Here is a 24736-nt window from a genome sequence, read left to right on the forward strand (position 1 = left end):
GTACTGCTCGATATTCATATCACTTCTAAAGCAATATGAAGTAATAGATGGTGCATCCGGGAGGATTCGAACCTCCGACCGCTCGGTTCGTAGCCGAGTACTCTATCCAGCTGAGCTACGGATGCAAAATGGCGGTGAGGCGGGGATTCGAACCCCGGATGCAGCTTTTGACCGCATACTCCCTTAGCAGGGGAGCGCCTTCAGCCTCTCGGCCACCTCACCACACAACGCCTCTTTCGAGTGCTTCGAGCAACTCGTTAAGAGCTTCTCGTCGCTGCGTGGCGCATATATTACTTTCTGGGACTTATAAGTCAAACAATTTTCCAAAAGCTTTTATCGTTTGCACAAATCACACGCAATTCGCATGTAAAAGCCGCAAAGAGGGTGTTTTATAAGCGGATTTTGCAGGCTTCTTCACAGAAAACCTATGCAGAAAAGGCGGAGATAGGACGAGTTAAGGGTTATGGAGCGGTTAAAAAGAGAGCGATTGAAATTAAACGGTAACTTTGAGCAGGAAAAATGACAGGAGGGTTGCGTCTCGCCCGACAGCGAGACGCGACAATATCAGTAACTGGACTGCTGGGATTTTTCAGCCTGGATACGCTGGTAGATCTCTTCACGGTGGACAGATACTTCTTTAGGAGCGTTAACACCAATACGTACCTGGTTACCCTTTACCCCTAAAACTGTCACGGTGACCTCATCCCCAATCATGAGGGTCTCACCAACTCGACGAGTCAGAATCAGCATTCTTTGCTCCTTGAAAGATTAAAAGAGTCGGGTCTCTTGTATCCCGGCATTATCCATCATATAACGCCAAAAAGTAAGCGATGACAAACACGTAAAGTGTAAGCAGTCACGGCATCACATTCTGTTAAACGTAAGTTTAGCCGATATACACAAACTCAACCTGACTTTATCGTTATCGATAGCACAGTGAACAAGACGCCATAACGTTACCGCTATGGCGTCTGCTTGTGCTTTGTAGTTATTACAGTTTCGCGCTTACCCAGCTTTCAACGCTGGCCAATGCTGCAGGGAGTGCCGCCGCATCCGTACCACCGGCTTGCGCCATGTCCGGACGACCGCCACCCTTGCCGCCCACCTGCTGAGCGACCATACCAATCAGTTCCCCTGCTTTTACGCGGTCGGTCACATCCTTAGATACGCCCGCAATCAGAGAAACCTTACCTTCTGCCACTGTCGCCAGCACGATAACGGTAGAACCAAGCTGGTTCTTGAGATCGTCGACCATAGTACGCAGCATCTTAGGCTCAACGCCCGCCAGATCGCTGACCAGCAGTTTGACGCCCTTAATGTCTACAGCCTTGCTGGAGAGGTTTGCACTCTCCTGCGCCGCAGCCTGCTCTTTCAGCTGCTGCAGCTCTTTTTCCAGCTGACGCGTGCGATCCAGCGCAACGCGCACTTTCTCGCCCAGGTTCTGGCTATCGCCTTTCAGCAGCTGCGCGATATCGTGCAGTTGATCGCTCTGCGCATGCAGGCTGGCAATCGCACCTTCACCGGTCACCGCTTCAATACGACGCACGCCTGCCGCCGTACCCGACTCGGAAACAATACGGAACAGGCCGATGTCACCGGTGCGCGAGGCGTGTGTACCGCCGCACAGCTCGGTAGAGAAGTCGCCCATGCTCAGCACGCGAACACGTTCATCGTATTTCTCGCCAAACAGCGCCATCGCACCTTTTTTCTTCGCGTCCTCGAGATCCATGATATGAGTCTCGATTGGCAGGTTACGACGGATCTGCGCGTTCACCAGATCTTCCACCGCACGGATTTCAGATGGCTTCATCGCTTCAAAATGCGAGAAGTCGAAGCGCAGCACTTTGTCGTTAACCAGAGAACCTTTCTGTGCAACGTGGGTACCGAGCACATCGCGCAGGGCAGCGTGCATCAGGTGGGTTGCCGAGTGGTTCAGACGAATGCGCGCGCGGCGAGCTTCATCAACGTTAGCCTGGACGCCCTCGCCCACTTTCAGAGAACCGGAAACCAGTTTGCCCTGGTGACCAATCGCCTGACCGTATTTTTGGGTGTCGCTGACGCTGAAGCTAAAGCCATTGCCCTTCAGTTCGCCCTTATCGCCAACCTGGCCGCCGGATTCGGCGTAGAACGGCGTTTTGTCCAGAATGACAACCGCATCCTGACCCGCACTGATGCTGTCCACGGCTTTGCCGTCAACAAACAGGGCGGTCACTTTGCCGGTCAGTTCCAGCGCCTCATAACCTTTGAATTCAGACGCGCTATCAACGCGGATCATCGCGTTGTAGTCTGCACCGAAACCGCTGGACTCACGCGCACGACGGCGCTGCTCTTCCATCGCGGCTTCGAAGCCCGCTTCGTCAACTTTGATGTTGCGCTCACGGCAAACGTCCGCTGTCAGGTCAACCGGGAAGCCGTAGGTGTCGTACAGGCGGAAAGCGGTTTCGCCATCCAGCGTGTCGCCCTTGAGCTTCGCCAGCTCTTCGTCCAGCAGCGCCAGACCGCGCTCCAGAGTACGGGCAAACTGCTCTTCTTCGGTTTTCAGAACCTGCTCAACCTGCGCCTGCTGGCGTTTCAGCTCGTCACCGGCTGAACCCATCACGCCGATCAGTGGCCCAACGAGTTTGTAGAAGAAGGTGTCCTTCGCGCCCAGCATGTTGCCGTGACGAATAGCACGACGAATGATACGACGCAGCACGTAGCCACGGTTTTCATTCGACGGGATAACGCCGTCTGCAATCAGGAACGCGCAGGAGCGAATGTGGTCCGCGATAACGCGCAGCGATTTGTTGTTCAGATCGGTCGCGCCGGTGACTTCGGCAACGGCTTTGATCAGGGTGCTGAACAGGTCAATCTCATAGTTGGAGTTAACGTGCTGCAGAACCGCGGCAATACGCTCCAGGCCCATACCGGTATCAACGGAAGGCTTCGGCAGCGGCTCCATCGTACCGTCGGCCTGACGGTTGAACTGCATGAAGACGATGTTCCAGATCTCAATGTAGCGATCGCCGTCTTCTTCCGGGCTTCCCGGAGGGCCGCCCCAGATGTGGTCGCCGTGATCGTAGAAGATCTCGGTGCACGGACCGCAAGGACCGGTATCACCCATCTGCCAGAAGTTGTCGGACGCGTAAGGCGCGCCTTTGTTATCGCCGATGCGAATAATACGCTCGCGCGGGATCCCGACTTCTTTTTCCCAGATTTCGTAGGCTTCGTCATCGGTTTCATAGACGGTAACCCACAGACGCTCTTTCGGCAGGTTGAACCAGTTTTCACCGGTCAGCAGTTCCCACGCATATTGAATGGCATCGTGTTTGAAGTAGTCGCCGAAGCTGAAGTTACCCAGCATTTCGAAGAAGGTGTGGTGACGCGCGGTGTAACCGACGTTTTCCAGGTCGTTGTGTTTACCGCCCGCACGCACGCAACGCTGTGAGGTTGTGGCGCGGGAATAATTACGCTTGTCGAGACCAAGGAACACATCCTTGAACTGGTTCATCCCGGCGTTGGTAAACAGCAGAGTCGGATCGTTGTTCGGTACCAGGGAGCTGCTGGCAACAACCTGGTGTCCCTTACTATGGAAAAAATCGAGAAACGCCTGACGGATCTCAGCGGTGCTCTTGCTCATAATTATCCTGAAATCAAGCTAACGAAATGTCGTAGCCAGCCTGTATCGGTAAACCGTTGGACAGACCAGCTACTGGAAAAAGTGGGAATAAGATAAGTTTTCTTTAGTGGGAAGTAAAATCCCGCATGCGTTCAATCGGCAAAATTACGCCAGATATCCTGAATATCTTCCATCAGAAAGCCGCGGTAGAGCAAAAAGCGCTGGATTTTGACTTTTTCTGAAAATTCACGCGGCAGCGGCTCGCCGTACTTGCGAATCGCCTGTTCTCTTGCCAGTTCGCACCAGTCAATATCGCATTCGCGCATCGCTTTTTCGATGGACTCCCGGGCTACCCCTTTCTGGTTTAGCTCCTGCCGGATGCGCGCGGGCCCGTATCCTTTACGGCCACGGCTGGCGAGAAACCGCGAGGCAAAACGCTCGTCATCAAGATAGCGATGCTCATAGCACCAGGCGATGACGCGGTCATAATCTTCCGCGGCGGCATCAATCTCTTCCGGGCCGTTTTTACTCATCACCGGCGCCGACAGTTTTCGCCGCAGCTCCTGTTCACTGTGGTCACGGACGGCCAGGATGCGCACCGCGCGATCAAGTAAGCGTGCATACGCGGGTCGACGTGTTGTCGGTTCACTCATAAAAAAACCTGCTGATTCAGAAATGCAAAAAGGGCCGCATCAGCAGCCCTTCATTGTTAAACGAGAGAATTAAAAGTCTTCGTTAGTTTCTTCAGCATCCGCGCTATCAACCGCGAAATCAGGCGTGGAGTCCTGGTTGTTCAGCAGAAGCTCACGCACTTTCTTCTCGATCTCTTTCGCCGCAGCCGGGTTCTCTTTCAGCCAGGAGATGGCATTCGCTTTACCCTGACCAATCTTGTCACCGTTGTAGCTGTACCAGGCGCCCGCTTTTTCAATCAGCTTCTCTTTCACGCCCAGGTCAACCAGCTCACCGAAGAAGTTAATACCTTCGCCGTAGAGGATCTGGAACTCAGCCTGCTTGAACGGCGCTGCGATTTTGTTCTTCACAACCTTGACGCGGGTTTCGCTACCGACGACGTTCTCCCCCTCTTTCACCGCGCCGATACGGCGGATATCCAGACGGACAGAGGCGTAGAATTTCAGGGCGTTCCCCCCGGTCGTGGTTTCCGGGTTACCGAACATCACGCCGATTTTCATACGGATCTGGTTGATGAAGATCAGCAGCGTGTTGGACTGCTTCAGGTTACCCGCCAGCTTACGCATCGCCTGGCTCATCATACGAGCCGCAAGGCCCATATGAGAGTCGCCGATTTCGCCTTCGATTTCGGCTTTTGGCGTCAGTGCGGCAACGGAGTCGACCACGATAACGTCAACAGCACCAGAACGCGCCAGCGCGTCACAAATTTCCAGTGCCTGCTCACCGGTGTCCGGCTGAGAACACAGCAGGTTGTCGATATCGACGCCCAGCTTACGGGCATACACAGGGTCCAGCGCGTGCTCGGCATCGATAAACGCACAGGTTTTACCTTCGCGCTGTGCCGCGGCAATGACCTGCAGCGTCAGGGTGGTTTTACCGGAGGACTCTGGCCCGTAGATTTCTACGATACGGCCCATAGGCAGGCCGCCAGCGCCCAGCGCGATATCCAGAGAAAGCGAACCGGTGGAGATAGTTTCCACATCCATGGAACGGTCTTCACCCAGGCGCATGATGGAGCCTTTACCGAATTGCTTTTCGATCTGGCCCAGTGCTGCCGCCAACGCTTTCTGTTTGTTTTCGTCGATAGCCATTATTACTCCTGTCATGCCGGGAGAAGCGACTGTGCTTCACCGTGGATTTCTGTTCTGTTGGTGCAATTATACTGTATAGTCATACAGTATCAAGTGTTTTGTAGAAATTGTTGCCAGAGCGTTTTTAACGCATATTCCGTTGCCTGACGACGCACGCTTTCGCGATCGCCGCTGAAGCACTCCCGGCGGGTGATGCCTTCGCCTTTAGAAGTAGCAAACCCAAACCAGACTGTGCCAACAGGCTTCACGTCGCTACCGCCGTCCGGGCCCGCAATGCCGCTAATGGAAATTGCGTAATCTGCGCGCGCCTCTTTGAGCGCACCAATGGCCATCTCGATCACCACCGGTTCGCTGACCGCGCCATGCTGTTCAAGCGTGGATTCGCGCACGCCAATCATCTGTGCTTTAGCTTCGTTACTGTAGGTCACAAATCCGCGTTCAAACCAGGCGGAACTGCCGGCAATATCGGTAATCGCTTTCGCCACCCAGCCGCCGGTGCAGGATTCCGCGGTGGTGATTGTCGCGCCACGCTGCTTCAGCGCAAGGCCAACAATCTCGCTAAGCTGCATCAATTCATGGTCAGTCATTCTCGCTCCAGGCATCAGAAAAACGTGCTGCACAAGATAGCACTTTCTCGTCAGATGTGGGGATGCACTTCAGGTTTTACGAGGGAGCTTCAGAAAAAAGCCGATGCGGGCGCACCGGCCGTGGAAATGTTATTTCATGCTGTCGGCGAGGGTGTTCACATTGTGGCGAAATGCCTTAACGTAGGTGTCTGCCACCCCGCCTTTTGCCGACAGCGCTTCCGGATACAGTTCGCCCCCCGGCTGTGCGCCCGTCGCCGACGCTATCTGCTTCACCAGACGCGGATCGAGCTGATTTTCCATAAACCAGGTTTTGACGCCGTCGGCTTTGATCTGATTGATAATCTCAGCAACCTGCGACGCGCTGGCCTCGCTCTCGGACGACAGTCCCTGCGGCGCCATAAACGTCACGCCGTAGGCGCGGCTGAAATAGCCGAATGCGTCATGGCTGGTCAACACGTTACGCTTCGCCTGCGGGATCTGGCTAAAGCGCGTTTTGGCCCAGCTATCCAGCTGGTTAAGCTGCGCGATATACGGTTTACCGGAGGCTTCCAGCGCGGCTTTGTCCTGCGGATCGGCTTTCACCAGCCCGTTCAGAATATTTTGTGCATACAGCGCCCCGTTCGCCGCGCTGTTCCACGCATGCGGATCGGTCACGGTCTTTCCATCTTCCTCAAGCGTGTGGGTTTTCACCCCGGCTGAGGCGACGACCAGCTGTCCTTTGAACCCGGAGGCCTTCACCAGCCGATCGAGCCAGCCCTCCAGCCCCAGGCCGTTCACCACCACCACATCGGCCTTGCTCAGCGCCGCGCTGTCTTTCGGCGACGGTTCAAAGGTATGCGGATCGCCGTCCGGCCCGACCAGCGTCGTCACGTTCACATGGTCACCGCCCACCTCCTGCGTGATATCTCCCAGTATCGAAAAGCTGGTCACCACACTCAGCGTTTTTGCCATCACGCCGTGCGACATCATCCCCAGCGCGAGCGCCATGACTAATCCTGTACGTTTCATCGTTTCCCCTTGCGTTAAAAAAGCGCGCGCAGGCTGCCAGCGAGCCTGCTTCGCGTGCCCAGTAAAATGGAAATAAAGAACAGCGCGCTGGCGGTAAGCACAATGGAAGGCCCGGCAGGCAAACTCATTGCCCAGGAGAGGCTCAGCCCCAGCCATGCGCAGAAAATACCGCTGATGCCCGCCATCAGGAGTAACGCAGGCAGCGTGCGCACCCAGCAGCGGGCCGCCACGGCTGGAAGCATCATCAGCCCGACGGCCATCAGCGTGCCGAGCACCTGAAAACCAGCCACCAGGTTAAGAACCAGCAGCGCCAGAAACAATCCGTGCAGCAGGCCGGGCAGCCAGCGGGCGTTCACCTGCAGCCAGGCGGTGTCAAACGCTTCGGTAACCAGTCCGCGATAGAACATCGCCAGCACGATAAGGGTGAACATGCACACGCCCGTGACAAACAGCGCGGCGTCGTTGTCCACGGCGAGGATGGAGCCAAACAGCAGATGCAGCAGATCGACATTCGACCCGCGCAGCGACACCAGCGTGACCCCCAGCGCCAGCGAGCCAAGATAAAACCCGGCAAAGCTGGCATCTTCCTTAAGCGGCGTGCGTCGACTGACCAGACCGGCCAGCAGCGCCACGGTAATGCCCGCGATAAAACCGCCAATACTCATCGCCAGCAGCGACATACCGCTGAGCAAATACCCCACGGCGACACCCGGCAAAATGGCGTGAGAAAGGGCGTCGCCCATCAGGCTCATCCGTCGCAGCTGAAGAAACACCCCGAGCGCGGTAGTGCTGACGGAGAGCGCCAGGCAAACCACCAGCGCGCGACGCATAAAGCCGTACTCAATAAACGGCTGAAAAAAGAGATGCCAGATCATGCCACCCTCACCCGCTCGGTTTTCCACTGGGGCACGTCAGCATCCAGCCGCAGCGTTTGCGGGAAATGGCGCGACACGCGCTCGCTGTCGTGCAGTACCGCGAGCAGAGTTTGCCCCTGCATATACATCTCCAGCATCACGTCCATCAGCACGTTGCAGGTGGCTTCATCGACGCCGGTAAAGGGCTCATCCAGCATCACCAGCGGCGCCTGCTGTACCAGAACGCGGGCAAACAGCATGCGCTGGAACTGCCCGCCGGAGAGCTCATCGATGGTGGATAACGCCATGGTTTCCAGTCCGACGCGCTCAAGAGCGCTGGCAAGGCGCAGCCGCGCTTCGCGACGAAACCCGGAAAACAGCGAAATGCCCGGCCAGCATCCCATGCTTACCACGTCCTGTACGGTCAGCGGAAACTGCGCCTCCAGCGCGTGGCGCTGTGCCAGCCATCCGATTACCGGGCGCTTCCCCTGCCAGCGAAAGCCGCCGCTGACGGGAGGAATAAACCCCGCCAGCGTTTTCAGCAGCGTGGATTTCCCGCAGCCGTTAGCGCCGATAATGGCGGTCATGCTTCCGCGCTCAATCGTGCCCGAAAGGGGCCGCGTAATGGGCTGGCGTTCATAACCCGCGACCAGTTCATTCATCACAATCATGGCAATGCCACCGCCCAGCACACGGCCAGCCCAATAAAGACAACCAGCACCAGCGCCAGCAAAAGCCGAACCGGAGCAGACAGAGAGAAAAGGGACGTTGACATCTCGACACCAAATTAAACGTTATAACATAACAATAATAAAAGGTAGTTAAGATGTAAATGGCGGGTTTGCAGAGGGAGTGTGGCGAAATGTTTCTGCGGGAAATAGATGCGCGCGGATGCCCTCACCCCAGCCCTCTCCCACAGGGAGAGGGGGAATAAGGTGACTTACTGACTAAACGGTGACGCCGCCGGCACGCGGGCCTGCGATACCGCCAGCCCCAGCTGCCATACGGCCATCGCATAGTGGGTGCTGTGGTTATAGCGGGTAATGGTGTAGAAATTCGGCAGACCGTACCAGTACTGATAGCCCGTCCCGACATCCAGACGCAGCAGACTCACCTGATCGACATTGCCCAGCGGCTGGGTTGGCGTTAAGCCTGCCGCCGTCAGCTGTGCAACGCTGTATTTGGTTTTAAAGCCGTTTTCCAGCCCAAACGCCTCGCCGTTCGCCTGCACCGCAACTTGCCCGCCCGGCACCCAGCCGTGCGCCTTGAAGTAGTTCGCCACGCTGCCGATGGCATCCACCGGATCCCACAGGTTGATATGGCCATCTCCGTTAAAGTCGACGGCATACTGTTTATAGGACGACGGCATAAACTGGCCGTAGCCCATCGCGCCGGCAAATGACCCTTTCAGATCGAGCGGATCGTCCTGCTCGTTGCGCGCCATCAGCAGGAAGGTTTCCAGCTCGGAAGAGAAATACTCCGCTCGGCGCGGATAGTTAAAGGAGAGCGTCGCCAGCGCATCCAGGATGCGGGTTTTCCCCATCACGCGGCCCCAGCGGGTTTCCACGCCGATAATCCCGACGATGATTTCAGGCGGTACGCCGTACACCTGCCACGCGCGGTTGAGCGCCTCTTCATACTGATTCCAGAACGCCACGCCGTTTTGCACGTTGTCCGGAGTAATAAACTGCTTGCGATAGCGCAGCCACGCGCCGTTCGGCCCGCTCGGCACCTGGGCCGTCGGCGCCTGTCTGTCCATCAGACGCAGCACGTAGTCCAGACGCTTCGCCTGAGACAAAATTTCGTGCAGCTGCTGTCTGTCAAAGCCGTGTTTGCTCACCATTTTATCGATGAACTGCTCGGCCGCCGGGTTATTCGCGAAGTCGCCCCCCATCTGCATCATATTGTGCTGCGGCTCCAACAGGAATCCTCCGGAAGGCGCGCCCGCCGTTTGCTGAACGGCTTCGGTCTTAGGTTTGCTACTACAGGCAGACAGCAGAATAAGCGCAGGCAACAGCGCTGCATAACGACGCTTGAACATGAGACATCCATTTAACGGGTTCGATAAGAACCCAGTATGGTAAAGCATCCGCAACACCTCAAGGAAGCGGTACGCACCTTCCCTACGCAAATCCGCGCTTTTTTCCATCGAAAATCATTAGCCCCACCAATAAACTTTCAAAATAATCCTTTTTTCTTTCATTGTGAGATCTAATTAACACTTTAAAAGCTTTCAAAGTGATTATTATTAGCCCAGCCAGACAAAAACAAAAAAGCCTCACAGGAGAGAAGAATGATAGAAACCATCACCCACGGCGCCGAGTGGTTCATCGGGCTATTTCAAAAAGGCGGAGAAGTGTTCACCGGCATGGTGACCGGGATCCTGCCCCTGCTGATCAGCCTGCTGGTCATCATGAACGCGCTGATCAACTTTATCGGCCAGCAGCGCATTGAACGCTTCGCCCAGCGCTGCGCCGGAAACCCGCTGTCCCGCTACCTGATACTGCCCTTTATCGGCACCTTCGTGTTCTGCAACCCGATGACCTTAAGCCTCGGCCGCTTTATGCCGGAAAAGTACAAGCCGAGCTACTACGCCGCCGCCTCCTACAGCTGCCATTCGATGAACGGCCTGTTCCCGCACATCAACCCCGGCGAGCTGTTCGTTTATCTCGGGATCGCTAGCGGCATTACTACGCTTGGCCTGCCGCTCGGCCCGCTGGCGGTGAGCTACCTGCTGGTCGGTCTGGTGACTAACTTCTTCCGCGGCTGGGTGACCGACCTCACCACCGCTATTTTCGAGAAAAAAATGGGCATCCAGCTTGAACAGAAGGTCCATCTTTCAGGAGCCACAGCATGAACCGGATCCGCATTGACAAAGGCACGGGCGGCTGGGGTGGCCCGCTGGAGTTCGACGCCACCGAAGGCAAAAAGATTGTTTACATCACCGCGGGTACCCGCCCGGCGATCGTCGACAGGCTGCGCGAGCTGACCGGCTGGGAAGCGGTCGACGGCTTCAAAGAAGGCGAGCCGCCGGAAGCAGAAATTGGCGTGGCGGTGATCGACTGCGGCGGCACGCTGCGCTGCGGTATCTATCCGAAGCGCCGTATTCCGACGGTAAATATTCACTCCACCGGAAAATCCGGCCCGCTGGCGCAGTACATCCTCGAAGACATTTATGTCTCGGGCGTTAAGGAAGACAACATCACCCTGGTGAAGGGGACGTCTGCACCGCAAAAAGCGGCTCCGCGCGAGTACGACACCAGCAAGAAAATCACCGAGCAGAGCGACGGCCTGCTGGCGAAGGTCGGGATGGGCATGGGTTCCGCCGTGGCGGTGCTTTTCCAGTCCGGGCGCGACACCATCGACACGGTGCTGAAAACCATTCTGCCGTTTATGGCGTTCGTCTCGGCGCTGATCGGCATCATCATGGCCTCCGGCCTGGGCGACTGGATTGCCCACGGCCTCGCCCCGCTCGCTAGCCACCCGCTCGGGCTGGTGACGCTGGCGCTGATCTGTTCCTTCCCGCTGCTGTCGCCGTTCCTCGGCCCGGGCGCGGTGATCGCTCAGGTCATCGGCGTGCTGATTGGCGTGCAGATTGGTCTGGGGAACATTCCCCCGCACCTCGCCCTGCCCGCCCTGTTTGCCATTAACGCCCAGGCGGCTTGCGATTTCATCCCCGTTGGGCTGTCGCTGGCCGAAGCGCGCCAGGACACCGTGCGCGTGGGCGTGCCGTCCGTGCTGGTCAGCCGCTTCCTGACGGGCGCGCCCACGGTGCTGATTGCCTGGTTTGTCTCCGGCTTTATTTATCAATAAGAGGTTCCTGCAATGACCGTGATTTACCAGACCACCATTACCCGCATTGGCCAGAGCGCCGCCGACGCGCTGAGCGACCAGATGCTGATCACCTTTCGCGAAGGGGCGCCTGCGGATATCGAAGAGTTTTGTTTTATCCACTGCCACGGCGAGCTGAACGGTGAGCTGAAGGCCGGTAGCCAGCTTGAGCTGGGCGAGGCGCGCTATGCCGTGACCGCCGTCGGCGACGTCGCTGAACAAAACCTGCGCGAGCTGGGCCACATCACCCTGCGTTTCGACGGCCAGCTACAGGCCGAATATCCCGGCACGGTTCACGTCGATGGTCCGGTTCCGCAGGCTGTCACCCCAGGCTGCACGTTAAAATTTGTTGCGTAATTAAGGAGATAGACATGAGTCAGGTTGCCGTTGTCATTGGTGGAGGACAAACCTTAGGCGAGTTCCTCTGCCGTGGGCTTGCCGCAGAGGGCTACCGCGTGGCGGTAGTGGATATTCAGAGTGAAAAAGCCGCCCGCGTGGCGGACACCATTAACACCGAGTTTGGCGAAGAAATGGCGTACGGGTTTGGCGCCGACGCCACCAGCGAGCAGAGCGTGATGGCGCTGGCCCGCGGCGTGGACGAGATTTTTGGGCGTACCGACCTGCTGGTCTACAGCGCGGGAATTGCGAAAGCGGCCTTTATCAGCGATTTCGAACTGGGGGATTTTGACCGCTCGCTGCAGGTCAATCTGGTGGGCTATTTCCTCTGTGCCCGCGAGTTTTCCCGTCTGATGATCCGCGACGGCATTCAGGGACGCATCATTCAGATCAACTCCAAATCAGGAAAAGTGGGCAGCAAGCACAACTCCGGCTACAGCGCGGCGAAGTTTGGCGGCGTGGGGCTGACGCAGTCTCTGGCGCTGGATCTGGCCGAGTACGGCATTACCGTGCACTCGCTGATGCTGGGTAACCTGCTGAAATCGCCGATGTTCCAGTCCCTCCTGCCGCAGTATGCCACCAAGCTCGGCATCAAGGCTGAGGAAGTGGAGCAGTACTACATCGATAAAGTGCCGCTGAAGCGCGGGTGCGATTATCAGGACGTGCTGAACATGCTGCTGTTTTACGCCAGCCCGAAAGCCTCGTACTGCACCGGGCAGTCGATTAACGTCACCGGCGGGCAGGTAATGTTCTGATCGAGCGGCCTGATGCCCTCACCCTAACCCTCTCCACCGGGAGAGGGAACACAATAAGGAGCCGATATGGTCACCGCACTCATCACCGTCGCCGCCCTCGCCTGGCTCTGCCAGATGGCGTTCGGCGGCTGGCAAATTCACCAGTTTAACCGCGCGTTTGACGCACTGTGCCAGAAAGGCCGCGTGGGCGTCGGGCGTTCCGGCGGACGCTTTAAACCGCGAGTCGTCGTGGCTATTGCGCTGGACGAAAACAATAACGTCTGCGATTCCCTCATCATGCGCGGCATGACCGTCTTTGCCCGTCCGGTGAAAATCCAGGCAATCAACGGCATTTCGCTGCAGGAATTGCAGCCTGATGTGATCTTTCCCCATGATCCACTCTGTCAGAATGCACTATCATTAGCGCTTAATCTGAAACATGGATAATTTCGTTGTGAAAGATATAGACTTGCGAAATTATCATTTCGCAACCTAAGGAACGAAGCGCCTATGAAACCTCGCCAGCGGCAGGCGGCCATTCTCGAGCATCTGCAAAAGCAGGGAAAATGTTCGGTAGAGGATCTGGCCCACTACTTTGACACCACCGGCACGACGATACGCAAGGACCTCGTATTGCTCGAAAACTCTGGCGCCGTCATTCGAACCTACGGCGGCGTGGTGCTCAATAAGGACGAAGCCGACCCGCCTATCGACCACAAAACGCTGATCAATACCCACCAGAAAGCGCTGATTGCCGAAGCCGCCGTAAAATTTATCCACGATGGCGACTCCATCATTCTGGATGCAGGCAGTACCGTTCTGCAGATGATCCCGCTGCTCAGCCGCTTTAACAACATCACGGTGATGACCAACAGCCTGCATATCGTCAACGCCCTGTCGGAGTTCGACAGCGAGCAGACCATCCTGATGCCCGGCGGCACATTCCGCAAAAAATCCGCCTCATTCCACGGACAGCTGGCGGAGAACGCCTTCGACCACTTCAGCTTTGATAAGCTGTTTATGGGCACCGACGGCATCGACCTGAACGCCGGCGTTACGACGTTCAACGAGGTGTTCAGCGTCAGTAAAGCCATGTGTAACGCCGCGCGGGAAGTGATTCTGATGGCGGACTCGTCGAAGTTTGGCCGCAAAAGCCCCAACATTGTCTGTAGCCTTGAAAGCGTCGATAAGCTGATTACCGACGCGGGTATCGACCCGGCGTTCAAAAAAGCGCTGGAAGAGAAAGGAATCGACGTGATCGTAACCGGAGAGAGAGATGAGTGATTTTCTGTTAGAAACGGGCCGCCAGACGCTGATGCTGGAGCTGCAGGAAGCCAGCCGCCTGCCGGAACGTCTGGGCGAGGATTTTGTCCGCGCCGCCAACACCATTATCCACTGCGAAGGCAAAGTGATCGTGGCGGGCATCGGTAAATCCGGCCATATCGGCAAAAAGATTGCTGCGACGCTCGCCAGCACCGGCACCCCGGCCTTCTTCGTGCATCCGGCAGAGGCGCTGCACGGCGATCTGGGGATGATAGAAAGCCGCGACGTGATGCTGTTTATCTCCTACTCCGGTTCGGCCAAAGAGCTGGATCTCATTATTCCGCGCCTGCAGGAAAAATCCGTCGCCCTGCTGGCGATGACCGGGAAATCCCGCTCGCCGCTAGCGCTGGCCGCCAAAGCGACGCTGGATATTTCCGTTGAGCGTGAAGCCTGTCCGATGCACCTCGCCCCGACCTCCAGCACCGTGAATACCCTGATGATGGGCGACGCGCTGGCGATGGCGGTAATGCAGGCGCGCGGCTTTAACGAAGAAGATTTCGCCCGCTCGCATCCGGCAGGTGCGCTCGGGGCACGCCTGCTCAACAAGGTTCACCACCTGATGCGCACCGACGATGCTATTCCGCAGGTCAAACTCAATACCAGCGTCATGGACGCGATGCTGGAGCTCAGCCGCACCGGTCTGGGGCTGGTGGCGGTGTGCGATGACGACGGGTACGTCAAAGGCGTATTCACCGACGGCGACCTGCGCCGCTGGCTGGTGGGCGGCGGCAGGCTGGAAACCCAAGTGTCGGACGCCATGACCAAAGGGGGGCTGACGCTGAACGCCGAGAGCCGCGCCATTGAAGCCAAAGAGGTGCTGATGAAGCGCAAAATCACCGCCGCACCGGTGGTGGATGACACCGGCAGGCTGTGCGGCGCCATCAACCTGCAGGATTTCTATCAGGCCGGGATTATCTAACCCTTCAGCCCGAGACGCTTCGCCAGCCGGTGCAGGTTGGCGACGTCCATCTCCAGCGCCCGCGCGCACGCCGCCCAGCTGCGGTTATTCTGCTCCAGCGCGCGGGTAATCATCCGACGCTGGAATTCTTCCGTCGCCTCGCGTAGATTCTCGTTTGCGCTCTCGGGCGCAGCAGCCTTCACGGTCGGGGCAGTTTCCTCATGCAGTGCAAAATGCCGCGCATGAATTACCACCTCATCTCCCGAACGCGTCGCCCGCGCCAGCACGACCGCGCGGTGAATTGCGTGTTCCAGCTCGCGCACGTTGCCCGGCCAGCCGTAGCTCAGTAGATGCGTTCTCGCACCCGGGCTCAGCACCACGCGGGAAAGCCCCATCCTGAGACGGCACTGCTCGCAGAAAAAGCCCGCCAGCAGCAATACGTCATCCCCGCGCTCGCGCAGCGGCGGCACGGTAAGCGGGAACACGCTCAGGCGATGGAACAGGTCGGCGCGGAACTGCCCGGCCAGCACCGCTTCACGCAGGTCGCGGTTGGTCGCCGCCAGCACGCGAACGTCCACTCTGTGACTGCGGTCATCCCCCACGCGCTGGATATCGCCGTACTGCAGCACGCGCAGGAGTTTGGCCTGTAGCGACAGGGAGAGCTCGCCGATTTCATCCAGAAACAGCGTGCCGTTATCGGCCATTTCGAACTTGCCGCTGCGGTTGCTGATGGCCCCGGTAAACGCCCCTTTAACGTGACCAAAAAGCTCGCTTTCCGCCACGCTTTCCGGCAGCGCGGCGCAGTTGAGGTACACCAGCGGGTTCACCGCGCGCGGCGACGCTTCGTGAATGGACTTCGCCACCAGCTCCTTCCCGGTGCCGGTCTCCCCGGAGATCAGCACGTTCAAATCGGAAGCGGCAACGATCTCAATCTCTTTTTTGAGCTGCGCCATGCCCGGAGAGAGGCCAATCATCTCCGTATACGTGACTTGCTCAAACGCCGCCGGGCTGCCGGGAAGGATATTCTGGCTCTCCAGCTGTTCAATCAGCAGCGCGTTGTTAAGCGCCCCGGCGGCCAGGGCGGCAATCAGGCGCAGCTCTTCGTCGCTAAAGGCATCGAACTGGTCCGGCGAAAGGCCGTCGAGGGTCAGCGCCCCAATCAGGTTTTGCCCGGCAAACAGCGGCAGGCCGATACAGGCGTGCACCTTCAGGCTCTCCTGGCCGGGAATCAGCCCGTCGTACGGGTCGGGCAAGTCGCTGTCCGCCGGGAAGCGCACCACGTCACCCGCGCGGGCGATAGTCTCCAGACGCGGATGGCCTTCAAGGGTAAAACGCCGTCCGAGCACGTCCTTCGCCAGCCCGTCGATAGCCAGCGGGATAAACTGCCCTCCTTCGTAGCGCAGCAGCGCCGAGGCGTCACACGCCAGCACGTAGCGCAGCGTGGAGATCAGCCGCTGAAAGCGGTCCTGATGGCCGATACCGGTCTGCAGCTCAATGGCGATCTTCGCCAGCACGTCTACGGAAAAGCTCATAGTGACCTCGTTGTCATTTTGACAATGAATAGTGTCATATTGACAATATATTTGATAGTCATAATGACTACCCACTACGAGGCACGACAACATTAATTCATTAAAATCAAATAATTAAAAACTGGCACGCAACTTGATATAAGCAAATCATCTTATTTGAAAATGCTGTATTACGTAGAGGTTGCTATGTCTATTCTGGTTAAAAATAACATTCATTGGGTGGGTCAACGTGACTGGGAAGTGCGCGATTTCCACGGGACGGAATACAAAACGCTGCGCGGCAGCAGCTACAATAGCTATCTCATCCGCGAAGAAAAAAACGTGCTGATCGATACTGTCGATCACAAGTTCAGCCGCGAGTTCGTGCAGAACCTGCGCAGTGAAATCGACCTGGACGCCATCGACTACATCATCATCAACCACGCGGAAGAAGATCACGCCGGCGCGCTGACCGAGCTGATGTCTTACATCCCGAACACGCCGATCTACTGCACCACCAACGCCATCGACTCGATCAACGGCCACCACCACCATCCGGAGTGGAACTTCCACACCGTGAAAACAGGCGACGCGCTGGATATCGGCAACGGCAAGAAGCTGATCTTCGTGGAAACGCCGATGCTGCACTGGCCGGACAGCATGATGACCTACATGACCGGCGACGCGGTGCTGTTCAGCAACGATGCCTTCGGCCAGCACTACTGCGACGAACGCCTGTTTAATGACGAAGTGGATCAGACCGAACTGTTCGAACAGTGCCAGCGGTACTACGCCAACATCCTTACCCCGTTCAGCCGCCTGGTGACGCCAAAAATCACCGAGATCCTCGGCTTTAATCTGCCGGTGGAGATGATTGCTACCTCTCACGGCGTGGTGTGGCGTGAAAATCCCACCCAGATTGTGGAGCTGTACCTGAAATGGGCGGCGGACTATCAGGAAGACCGCATTACGATTTTCTACGACACCATGTCCAACAACACCCGCATGATGGCGGACGCCATTGCCCAGGGCATCAACGAAGTGGACCCGAACGTGGCGGTGAAAATCTTCAACGTGGCGCGCAGCGATAAGAACGAGGTATTGACCAACGTGTTCCGCTCTAAGGGCGTGCTGGTGGGCACCTCCACCATGAACAACGTAATGATGCCGAAAATTGCCGGTCTGGTGGAAGAGATGACCGGCCTGCGCTTCCGTAACAAGCGCGCCAGCGCCTTTGGCTCCCATGGCTGGAACGGCGGCGCGGTAGACCGCCTTTCCACCCGTTTACAGGATGCCGGTTTTGAGATGTCCCTCAGCCTTAAAGCCAAATGGCGACCGGATATCGACGCCCTGGAGATCTGCCGCCAGCACGGCCGCGACATTGCGCGGCAGTGGGCGCTTGCACCGCTTCCGCAAGCAGCGAAACCGGTCGAACAGCAGGGCACCTGTGCCTGCGCCGCTGCGGCTGCCGCCGACCTCGGCCCGCGCATGCAGTGCAGCGTCTGCCAGTGGATCTACGACCCTGAGCTGGGCGAGCCGCTGCAGGACGTTGCGCCGGGTACGCCGTGGAGTGACGTGCCGGACAACTTCCTCTGCCCGGAATGCTCCCTCGGGAAAGACGTTTTTGATGAACTGGCAACGGAGGCAAAATGAGCCACGGCATCGTCATCATCGGCTCGGGCTTTGCCGCCCGTCAGCTGGTGAAAAACATCCGCAAACAGGACGCCAGCGTGCCGCTGACGTTGATTGCCGCCGACAGCATGGACGAGTACAACAAGCCTGACTTAAGCCACGTGATTAGTCAGAATCAGCGCGCCGAAGATCTCACCCGCCAGACGGCGGGGGAGTTCGCCGAGCTGTTTAACCTGCGCCTGTTCCCGTACACCTGGGTCACCGACATCGACGCCGCCGCTCACGTTGTGAAAGCGACAGAGAAAACCTGGCAGTACGACAGGCTGGTGCTTGCCACGGGTGCCTCTGCGTTTGTGCCGCCGATTGAGGGCCGCGAGCTGATAATCACCCTCAACAGCCAGCAGGAGTATCAGGCCAGCGAAACGGGGCTTCGCGACGCGCAGCGCGTGATGATTGTCGGCGGCGGGCTGATAGGCACCGAGCTGGCGATGGATTTCTGCCGGGCGGGAAAATCCGTGACTCTGGTCGACCATGCGGCGAGCATTCTGTCGTCGCTGATGCCCGCAGAAGTAAGCAGTCGCTTACAGCATCGCCTGACCGACATGGGGGTACATCTGCTGTTGAAATCGCAGCTGCAAAGCCTGAGTAAAACCGAAGGCGGCATTCGTGCCATGCTCGACCGCAACCGCAGCGTTGAGGTGGATGCGGTTATCGCGGCGACGGGCCTGCGCCCGGAAACCGCGCTGGCGCATCGCGCAGGCGCCGAAATACAGCGTGGCGTGAAGGTAAATAGCTATCTGCAAACCACGCAACCTGATATTTACGCGTTAGGAGACTGCGCTGAAATTAATGGTCAGGTACTTCCCTTTTTACAGCCAATCCAATTAAGCTCGATGTATCTTGCTAAAAACCTGCTCGGCGGAAGCGCGCCGCTGAAATTACCCGCCATGCTAATTAAAGTAAAAACGCCGGAATTACCGCTGCATCTCGCAGGTGAAACGCAGCGTCAGGATCTGAGCTGGAAAATAACCCTCGAACAGCAGGGGATGGTCGCGCATGGCGTAGACAACGAGGATCAACTACGCGCTTTTGTGGTCAGTGAAGATCGGATGAAGGAGGCTTTCGCTCTGCTGAAATTGCTACCTGCTTAACCCTCTTTTTGCCGGGTGGCACTTCGCCTACCCGGCCTGCAAAAGGGTCATGCTTACTTAACCTTTGGATATTATTATTCACCGCCCCGATATCCCGGAGCTTTTTTTTACGAATCCTATTCATAAAATAAATGCAAAGCAGATATATCATCGCTATCAATCCCTTATTTATTATTTTCGTAAATACTTTAATCTGAAACAAATTAAAAACATCATTCTGTTTTATTATTCGCAGCCAACTCAGTCTAAAAAGACATGATCGGCCGGAGGCAAATCATGGCGAATTTTTATAAATAACTCAATTATCTTTCTCGCTATTTCACACAAGCGAAGAATGCGGAATATATTTTATTCCGCAAAAGTCCTATATTTTCAGCATTTTTTATCGGTATGCCGCTATGCGCCAGCCATTGAGGAAGTCGCGGAGGTTACGCTGTGCAGGAGCCGGATCAGGAACGCACCACCAGCGCGTCGTAGCCGCGCCAGCGGTAGTTGACCATGGAGATCAGCCAGCAGGCAACGAACAGCCCGACCACCACAAACCCGGCGTTGCCCAGGTTGTCGTTTACCGTGCCAATCAGTTCCCACACGCCGCCGCTGAGGGCAAATTTATCCATCAGCAGACCCAGCGCTTCCAGCCCGCCGATAAACAGCGCCACCACCACGGAGGTGCCGGTGATGGTCATGTTGTAGTAGAGCTTGCGCTGCGGCTTGTTAAACGCCCAGCCGTAGGCGCCGACCATCAGCAGGTTATCGAGGGTATCCACCAGCGCCATGCCGCTGGCGAAGAGTGCCGGGAAGATCATGATTGACCACACCGACATCCCGCTGGAGGCGCTGGCGGCAGAGATCCCCAGCACGCCAATCTCGGTGGCCGTGTCAAAACCGAGACCGAACAGGAAACCCACCAGATACATCTGCCAGCTTTTATTGACGAGGCGGAAGGTTTTGCCAAACAGCCAGTTCATGACGCCGCCCTGGGCAGGCAGCGTGATGTCGCCCTGCACCGGCTGGCCTTTTTTCAGCGCCTGAAAACTGCGCCAGACTCCGCGCAGGATCACCGTGTTCACCAGCGCCATCGCCAGCAGGAAGGTGGCGGAAACGGCGGTGCCAATCAGGCTGCCGGTTTCGTGGAACCATTCCATGTTTTTCTGAAACGCCGTGGCGGTGGCGGCAATAGCAATGGAGGCCAGCACCACGATGGTGGAGTGTCCCAGCGAGAACCACGCCCCTACGCCGGACGGGCGTTTGCCCTGCTGCATCATCTTACGCGTCACGGTATCAATGGCGGCAATGTGGTCGGCGTCCACCGCGTGACGCAGCCCGTAGCACCACGCCAGCAGGCTGGCGGCCATCAGCGCCGTGCTGCCGCTAAAGGTCTGCCATGCCCATCCCCAGGCCAGCAGGTTTGCCATTACCAGAGCCAGCAGCAGAAGCGCGGCACGAGGTTCATTGCGTAACAGTCGTAACATTTTTAGTCCTTTGTAAACATGACCGGGCAGCGGCGACCACCGCCTGCCCGAAGGAGATCGCTCCGTCACCTGCGGGCAGGTGCGAAGGAAAAAGAAGCGTAAAGTCAGAAAGATAATGACGCAGGCGCGCGCGCAGCAGACGGTTGTGCAGCACGCCGCCGCTGAGACAGATTGTCGACAGCGACAGGCGTCGGGCATGGAACGCGGCAAGATGCGCCAGCCCTTTTGCCAGCGCGTCGTGAAATGCCCACGCGCGCTCGCAGGGCTCCGCCTGCCAGCTCAGCCACTGCAGCCAGAATTGCGCGAGGTTATCCACTTCCAGCGTCACCGGATGGTCAACACCCGTGCACTGCGATGCCAGGGCTTCCAGCCGGCAGGCCGCTTCCCCTTCGTAACGCTGCGTGTCGATGCCGAGCGCACAGGCAACCGCGTCAAACAGGCGACCACAGGAAGAAGCTCGCGGCGCGTTGATGCCACGCCGGATCGCCGTCGCCAGCAGCGGCCAGTTCTGGCGCTGTACCGCACGCGTTTCAGGGTACTGCTGCCAGTCAGGCACAAACGCCAGGCAGTGGGCGAGCAGATTGCGCCACGGCTGCCGCGCCGCCAGATCGCCCCCCGGAAGCGCAACGGCAGGCAGCCCGCCCAGACGCTCGCACGCGAGATAGTTCACCCGCAGGCACTCCCCGCCCCACAGCGCGCCGTTCTCGCCCATGCCGATCCCGTCCAGCGTCAGGGCAATTGCGTCTTCGCCGTCGAGTGGCCAGCCGTTCTCCGCCAGGCACGCAGCCGCGTGGGCGTGATGATGCAGGACAGTTTCAACGGGCAGCCCCTGCACCTGCGCCCACTGACGCGCGCGGTACCCCGGATGGGCATCGCATACAATGCGTTCCGGCTGAAAGCCGTAAATTTCCTGCATCGTCGAGAGCGCGCTGCGCCACTGCGCTTCGACACCCTCGTCACCGAGATCGCCAAAATGCTGGCTCAGCACCGCCTGGTTCCCACGCGCCAGGCAGAAGGTATTTTTCATCTCTGCACCGGTGCATAACATAGCGGGAATATTCTCGAAACCCGCAGGCAGCGTGATGGCATCGGGCACAAAACCGCGCGCGCGGCGCAGCATCGCCCCGTCCCGATCCATCACCGAGTCGTCCATCCGCTGCAGGATATCGCGGTTATGCAGCAGGAAGCCGTCCGCGATGCCGCTGAGCTCCTCCAGCGCCTGCCGGCTGGTGATGGCTGGCGGTCTGCCGCTGAGGTTACCTGAAGTCATCACCAGCGGGCGCTGGCAGTCCATCATCAAAAGGTGCTGCAGCGGGTTCGCAGGAAGCATGATGCCCACGGTGTCCAGACCGGGCGCGATACCTTCCGGGAACGCGGGCAGCCAGGCTTTTGGCGTGAGCACAATGGGTGCGGCGGGTGAGCGCAGCAGCGCCTGAACCGTCTCCGGCAGGTCATCCGCATGCGGGATCATCACCGCCAGCGGCTTCGACGGGCGCTGTTTGCGTGATCGCAATTTCACTATCGCCTGTGGGTTTTGCGCATCGCAGACGAGGTGAAAGCCGCCCAGCCCTTTGACGGCGACAATACCGCCGCTTTTCAGCATCGCCACCGCCGCGCGCAGCGCAGCTTCACGGTCAGCAGTTATGTCGCCCGCACGCCACATAAGCGCGGGCCCGCAGTCCGGGCAGGCTACCGGCTGAGCGTGAAAACGGCGGTCGGCAGGATTGCGGTACTCTGCTTCACACGGCACACAGAGCGGGAACGGTGCCATTGCCGTGGCCGGGCGGTCGTAGGGCATCGCGCGGATAATGGTAAACCGCGGCCCGCAGTGCGTGCAGTTGATGAACGGATAGCGATAGCGGCGCTCGCCGGGGTCGCGCATTTCAGCCAGACATGCCGGACAGGTCGCGGCATCCGGCACTATCTGGGTGTCCATCGCCCCGCCCGCGCTGTGGCGGATGGTAAAGTCCTCCGGCACGTGCGCCCAGGTAAACGGCTGCGTTTCCACGTGGTCAATGCGTGCCAGCGGCGGGCAGTCCTGATGCAGCCTCGCGGTAAAGGCCCCCCCATTACCCGCGAGGCGCACCAGCACGCCCTCTCCGTCATTGCAGACGTCACCGGTCAACTGAAGCGCCTGCGCCAGCTGCCAGACGAAGGGACGAAACCCTACGCCCTGCACTTTGCCGCGCACGCGCAGCTGAACGCCGTTGCTGCTCATACGGTTCAGAACAGCAGTGATGACGAGGTGTCGAACGCCGCGCGACGGCGCTTTTCGGCGCTCATCTGCTCAAGCTTGTCGCGATCCACGCAGACCAGCGCGTGCGTCGGGCAGGCTTCCATGCAGGCCGGACCGGCGTCGCGGTGGTAGCACAGGTCGCACTTGTTGGCTTCGGCTTTCTCCGCCCGCACGCTCAGCCCCATACCGCTGTTGCGCACCACCGGACGGACCACCACCTCCATCGCGCCATACGGACAGGCGACCACGCAGGTTTTGCAGCCAATGCAGCGCTCCTGCATCACGTGCACAAAGCCTTTCTCGCGTTTAATCGCCCCGTTCGGGCAGACGTTCGCGCACGGTGCGTCTTCGCACTGGCGACAGATGGCGGCGGTGGAAATATTCACGCCTTTGATGACGTGGATGCGCGGCAGGAAGGTGTCAGGGGTAAGCGACGCGCAGTCCTGCTCCGCCTGATGGGAAACCACGCACGCCACTTCACAGGTACGGCAACCAATACATTTACTGGCATCGGCCATAATAAAACGGTTCATCTGCTTCTCCAGCATTACAGTTATGCGCGGAGATATTCATAAACCGTGCCAATAATTAACACGTTGATTTTATAGAACTTTAAAAATCGCAGCGGCGCTGTCATCGTCACTTATGACGATGACAGCTGTCGACATCAGCGGTGCGGGCCGTCAATAACGGAGTCGCGCAGGACAAGCTCGCCGGAGAAGGTTTGTTGATACTTAAACTCGCCGCCGTCGAGCATGAAGATCAGGCGGCTGATGGTTTCTTTAATCATCTCCGTCACCGGAATACGCACGCTGGAAAGCGACGGCACGATGTAGGGCGCGATGGCCACGTCGTCGAAACCGATCACCGACACCGCGTCCGGTGCGGTCACGCCGCTGTCGTGCAGCTGCTTCATGGCGCCGATCGCCATGTCGTCATTACTCGCCACCAGCGCCGTAAAGCGTTCACCGCGAGCAAGCAGTTCGGCAACCGCCGCCGCGCCGCTGGCGGGGTTCCACTTTCCCTGCGCAATCAGCCCCTCGCGCAGCGGAATACCGTGCTGCGCCAGCGCGTCCTTGTAGCCGGAGAGACGCTCAACCCCGGTGGGAGAATCCAGCGAGCCGGTGATAAACGCGATCTCCCGGTGCCCTTTCGCAATCAGCTGCGACACCGCGTCCTGGCTGGAGGCTTTATGATCTGACCAGACGCTGTGGCTGCTGTTTTTCCGCAGGCGACGGTTGAGCACCATTATGGGCTGCTCGCACTTCTCGACGATCTCATCCATTTCATCCACGCTCAGAAAACGCGGATAGATGATCACCGCGTCGCAGCGCATATCGAGCAGGTACTGGATCGCCTCGCGCTCTTCATCCGCGCTATGCTTGCCGTCCGCGAGGATCAGCTGCCGCCCCTTTTCTTCCGTCATGCGCGCGGCGTGAAACAGCAGTTCGCTAAAGTAGACGCCGTGATAAAGGGTGTTCGTCACCACCAGGCCCAGCGTCTGGGTACGTTTGGTAGCCAGGTTTCGCGCCAGCAAATTCGGGCGATAGCCACTCTCTTCAATGGCCTGAAACACCCGATCTTTGGTTTCCTGGCTAACGTAGCCATTTCCCGACAGCACCCGGGATACCGTGGCTTTCGAAACGCCTGCCCGCTTCGCCACTTCCAGCATCGTGGTCATGTTGTTATTCCGTCTGAATCTGATGGAGCGCAGTGTACTGCAC

At 58.1% G+C, this 24736-nt stretch carries 23 protein-coding genes and 2 tRNA genes; 9 read left to right on the top strand and 16 right to left on the bottom strand.

What is annotated here, in order from left to right; genetic code table 11:
- Positions 1-48: 48 nt before the first annotated feature.
- The 11 genes from PUP35_RS17120 to mltB all read right to left on the bottom strand — a co-directional run bounded on the left by PUP35_RS17120 (position 49) and on the right by mltB (position 9869).
- Positions 49-125 (bottom strand) — tRNA-Arg (locus tag PUP35_RS17120).
- Positions 126-129: 4 nt separating this feature from the next.
- A tRNA-Ser gene (locus PUP35_RS17125) sits at positions 130-222 on the bottom strand.
- A gap of 342 nt (positions 223-564) precedes the next feature.
- Complete coding sequence (gene csrA, locus PUP35_RS17130) at positions 565-750, bottom strand: carbon storage regulator CsrA (protein ID WP_000906486.1); 186 nt, start codon at positions 748-750, stop codon at positions 565-567.
- A 241-nt stretch (positions 751-991) separates the two neighbouring features.
- Positions 992-3619 (bottom strand): alanine--tRNA ligase, encoded by a 2628-nt coding sequence (gene alaS, locus PUP35_RS17135; protein WP_223580361.1) that lies wholly within the window; start codon positions 3617-3619, stop codon positions 992-994.
- A 131-nt stretch (positions 3620-3750) separates the two neighbouring features.
- On the bottom strand, positions 3751-4251 hold the full coding sequence (gene recX / locus PUP35_RS17140) for a recombination regulator RecX (protein ID WP_111965498.1): 501 nt from the start codon (positions 4249-4251) through the stop codon (positions 3751-3753).
- A 69-nt stretch (positions 4252-4320) separates the two neighbouring features.
- Positions 4321-5379 carry a recombinase RecA gene (gene recA, locus PUP35_RS17145; protein ID WP_024907698.1) on the bottom strand — a complete coding sequence of 353 codons (1059 nt, stop codon included), beginning with the start codon at positions 5377-5379 and terminating at the stop codon, positions 4321-4323.
- Between the two features lie 89 nt (positions 5380-5468).
- Positions 5469-5966 (bottom strand): nicotinamide-nucleotide amidase, encoded by a 498-nt coding sequence (gene pncC / locus PUP35_RS17150; RefSeq protein ID WP_032643004.1) that lies wholly within the window; start codon positions 5964-5966, stop codon positions 5469-5471.
- Between the two features lie 129 nt (positions 5967-6095).
- Positions 6096-6974, bottom strand: a complete 879-nt coding sequence (locus PUP35_RS17155) for a metal ABC transporter substrate-binding protein (protein WP_274240664.1) — start codon at positions 6972-6974, stop codon at positions 6096-6098.
- Between the two features lie 14 nt (positions 6975-6988).
- Positions 6989-7849 (bottom strand): metal ABC transporter permease, encoded by an 861-nt coding sequence (locus PUP35_RS17160; protein WP_133295027.1) that lies wholly within the window; start codon positions 7847-7849, stop codon positions 6989-6991.
- On the bottom strand, positions 7846-8499 hold the full coding sequence (locus tag PUP35_RS17165; protein WP_115876137.1) for a metal ABC transporter ATP-binding protein: 654 nt from the start codon (positions 8497-8499) through the stop codon (positions 7846-7848). Before PUP35_RS17165 ends, PUP35_RS17160 begins: the two co-directional genes overlap by 4 nt.
- 269 nt (positions 8500-8768) lie before the next feature.
- On the bottom strand, positions 8769-9869 hold the full coding sequence (gene mltB, locus PUP35_RS17170; RefSeq protein ID WP_181899769.1) for a lytic murein transglycosylase B: 1101 nt from the start codon (positions 9867-9869) through the stop codon (positions 8769-8771).
- A 252-nt stretch (positions 9870-10121) separates the two neighbouring features.
- Between mltB and srlA the strand changes: the two genes are divergently transcribed.
- The 7 genes from srlA (at position 10122) to gutQ (ending at position 15031) form a co-directional block, all read left to right on the top strand.
- The gene (gene srlA, locus PUP35_RS17175) at positions 10122-10685 is read left to right on the top strand and encodes a PTS glucitol/sorbitol transporter subunit IIC (RefSeq protein ID WP_115876139.1); all 564 of its coding nucleotides are present in this window, start codon (positions 10122-10124) and stop codon (positions 10683-10685) included.
- The gene (gene srlE / locus PUP35_RS17180; protein WP_271369202.1) at positions 10682-11641 is read left to right on the top strand and encodes a PTS glucitol/sorbitol transporter subunit IIB; all 960 of its coding nucleotides are present in this window, start codon (positions 10682-10684) and stop codon (positions 11639-11641) included. The genes srlA and srlE overlap by 4 nt, the downstream gene beginning before the upstream one ends.
- Positions 11642-11653: 12 nt before the next feature.
- Positions 11654-12016 carry a PTS glucitol/sorbitol transporter subunit IIA gene (gene srlB, locus PUP35_RS17185; protein WP_274240665.1) on the top strand — a complete coding sequence of 121 codons (363 nt, stop codon included), beginning with the start codon at positions 11654-11656 and terminating at the stop codon, positions 12014-12016.
- 14 nt (positions 12017-12030) lie between these two features.
- Positions 12031-12810 (top strand): sorbitol-6-phosphate dehydrogenase, encoded by a 780-nt coding sequence (gene srlD / locus PUP35_RS17190; protein ID WP_274240666.1) that lies wholly within the window; start codon positions 12031-12033, stop codon positions 12808-12810.
- 66 nt (positions 12811-12876) lie between these two features.
- Positions 12877-13236, top strand: coding sequence for a transcriptional regulator GutM (gene gutM / locus PUP35_RS17195; RefSeq protein WP_045908515.1), 360 nt, complete (start codon positions 12877-12879; stop codon positions 13234-13236).
- 63 nt (positions 13237-13299) lie between these two features.
- Positions 13300-14073, top strand: coding sequence for a glucitol operon DNA-binding transcriptional repressor SrlR (gene srlR, locus PUP35_RS17200; protein ID WP_032640855.1), 774 nt, complete (start codon positions 13300-13302; stop codon positions 14071-14073).
- Positions 14066-15031 carry an arabinose-5-phosphate isomerase GutQ gene (gene gutQ, locus PUP35_RS17205; protein WP_111965491.1) on the top strand — a complete coding sequence of 322 codons (966 nt, stop codon included), beginning with the start codon at positions 14066-14068 and terminating at the stop codon, positions 15029-15031. Before srlR ends, gutQ begins: the two co-directional genes overlap by 8 nt.
- Here the strand turns inward: gutQ and norR are convergent.
- Positions 15028-16542 carry a nitric oxide reductase transcriptional regulator NorR gene (norR, locus tag PUP35_RS17210; RefSeq protein WP_271369204.1) on the bottom strand — a complete coding sequence of 505 codons (1515 nt, stop codon included), beginning with the start codon at positions 16540-16542 and terminating at the stop codon, positions 15028-15030. The genes gutQ and norR overlap by 4 nt on opposite strands.
- A gap of 186 nt (positions 16543-16728) precedes the next feature.
- Here norR and norV point away from each other — a divergent pair, with 186 nt between their 5' ends.
- The gene (gene norV, locus PUP35_RS17215; protein WP_274240667.1) at positions 16729-18174 is read left to right on the top strand and encodes an anaerobic nitric oxide reductase flavorubredoxin; all 1446 of its coding nucleotides are present in this window, start codon (positions 16729-16731) and stop codon (positions 18172-18174) included.
- Positions 18171-19304, top strand: a complete 1134-nt coding sequence (norW, locus tag PUP35_RS17220) for an NADH:flavorubredoxin reductase NorW (protein WP_271369206.1) — start codon at positions 18171-18173, stop codon at positions 19302-19304. Before norV ends, norW begins: the two co-directional genes overlap by 4 nt.
- A 449-nt stretch (positions 19305-19753) precedes the next feature.
- On the opposite strand, the gene PUP35_RS17225 is transcribed toward norW, so the two are convergent.
- The 4 genes from PUP35_RS17225 to PUP35_RS17240 all read right to left on the bottom strand — a co-directional run bounded on the left by PUP35_RS17225 (position 19754) and on the right by PUP35_RS17240 (position 24693).
- Entirely contained in the window at positions 19754-20776 is a 1023-nt protein-coding gene (locus PUP35_RS17225; protein ID WP_271369208.1) for a HoxN/HupN/NixA family nickel/cobalt transporter, read from the bottom strand.
- Positions 20754-22994, bottom strand: coding sequence for a carbamoyltransferase HypF (gene hypF / locus PUP35_RS17230; RefSeq protein ID WP_271369209.1), 2241 nt, complete (start codon positions 22992-22994; stop codon positions 20754-20756). The genes PUP35_RS17225 and hypF overlap by 23 nt, the downstream gene beginning before the upstream one ends.
- A 5-nt stretch (positions 22995-22999) precedes the next feature.
- Positions 23000-23545 (bottom strand): electron transport protein HydN, encoded by a 546-nt coding sequence (gene hydN, locus PUP35_RS17235; RefSeq protein WP_023308960.1) that lies wholly within the window; start codon positions 23543-23545, stop codon positions 23000-23002.
- A gap of 134 nt (positions 23546-23679) precedes the next feature.
- Complete coding sequence (locus PUP35_RS17240) at positions 23680-24693, bottom strand: LacI family DNA-binding transcriptional regulator (protein WP_133295037.1); 1014 nt, start codon at positions 24691-24693, stop codon at positions 23680-23682.
- Positions 24694-24736 lie beyond the last annotated feature (43 nt).

Source organism: Enterobacter sp. S-33, from assembly GCF_028735835.1.
GTDB classification, from domain to species: domain Bacteria; phylum Pseudomonadota; class Gammaproteobacteria; order Enterobacterales; family Enterobacteriaceae; genus Enterobacter; species Enterobacter vonholyi.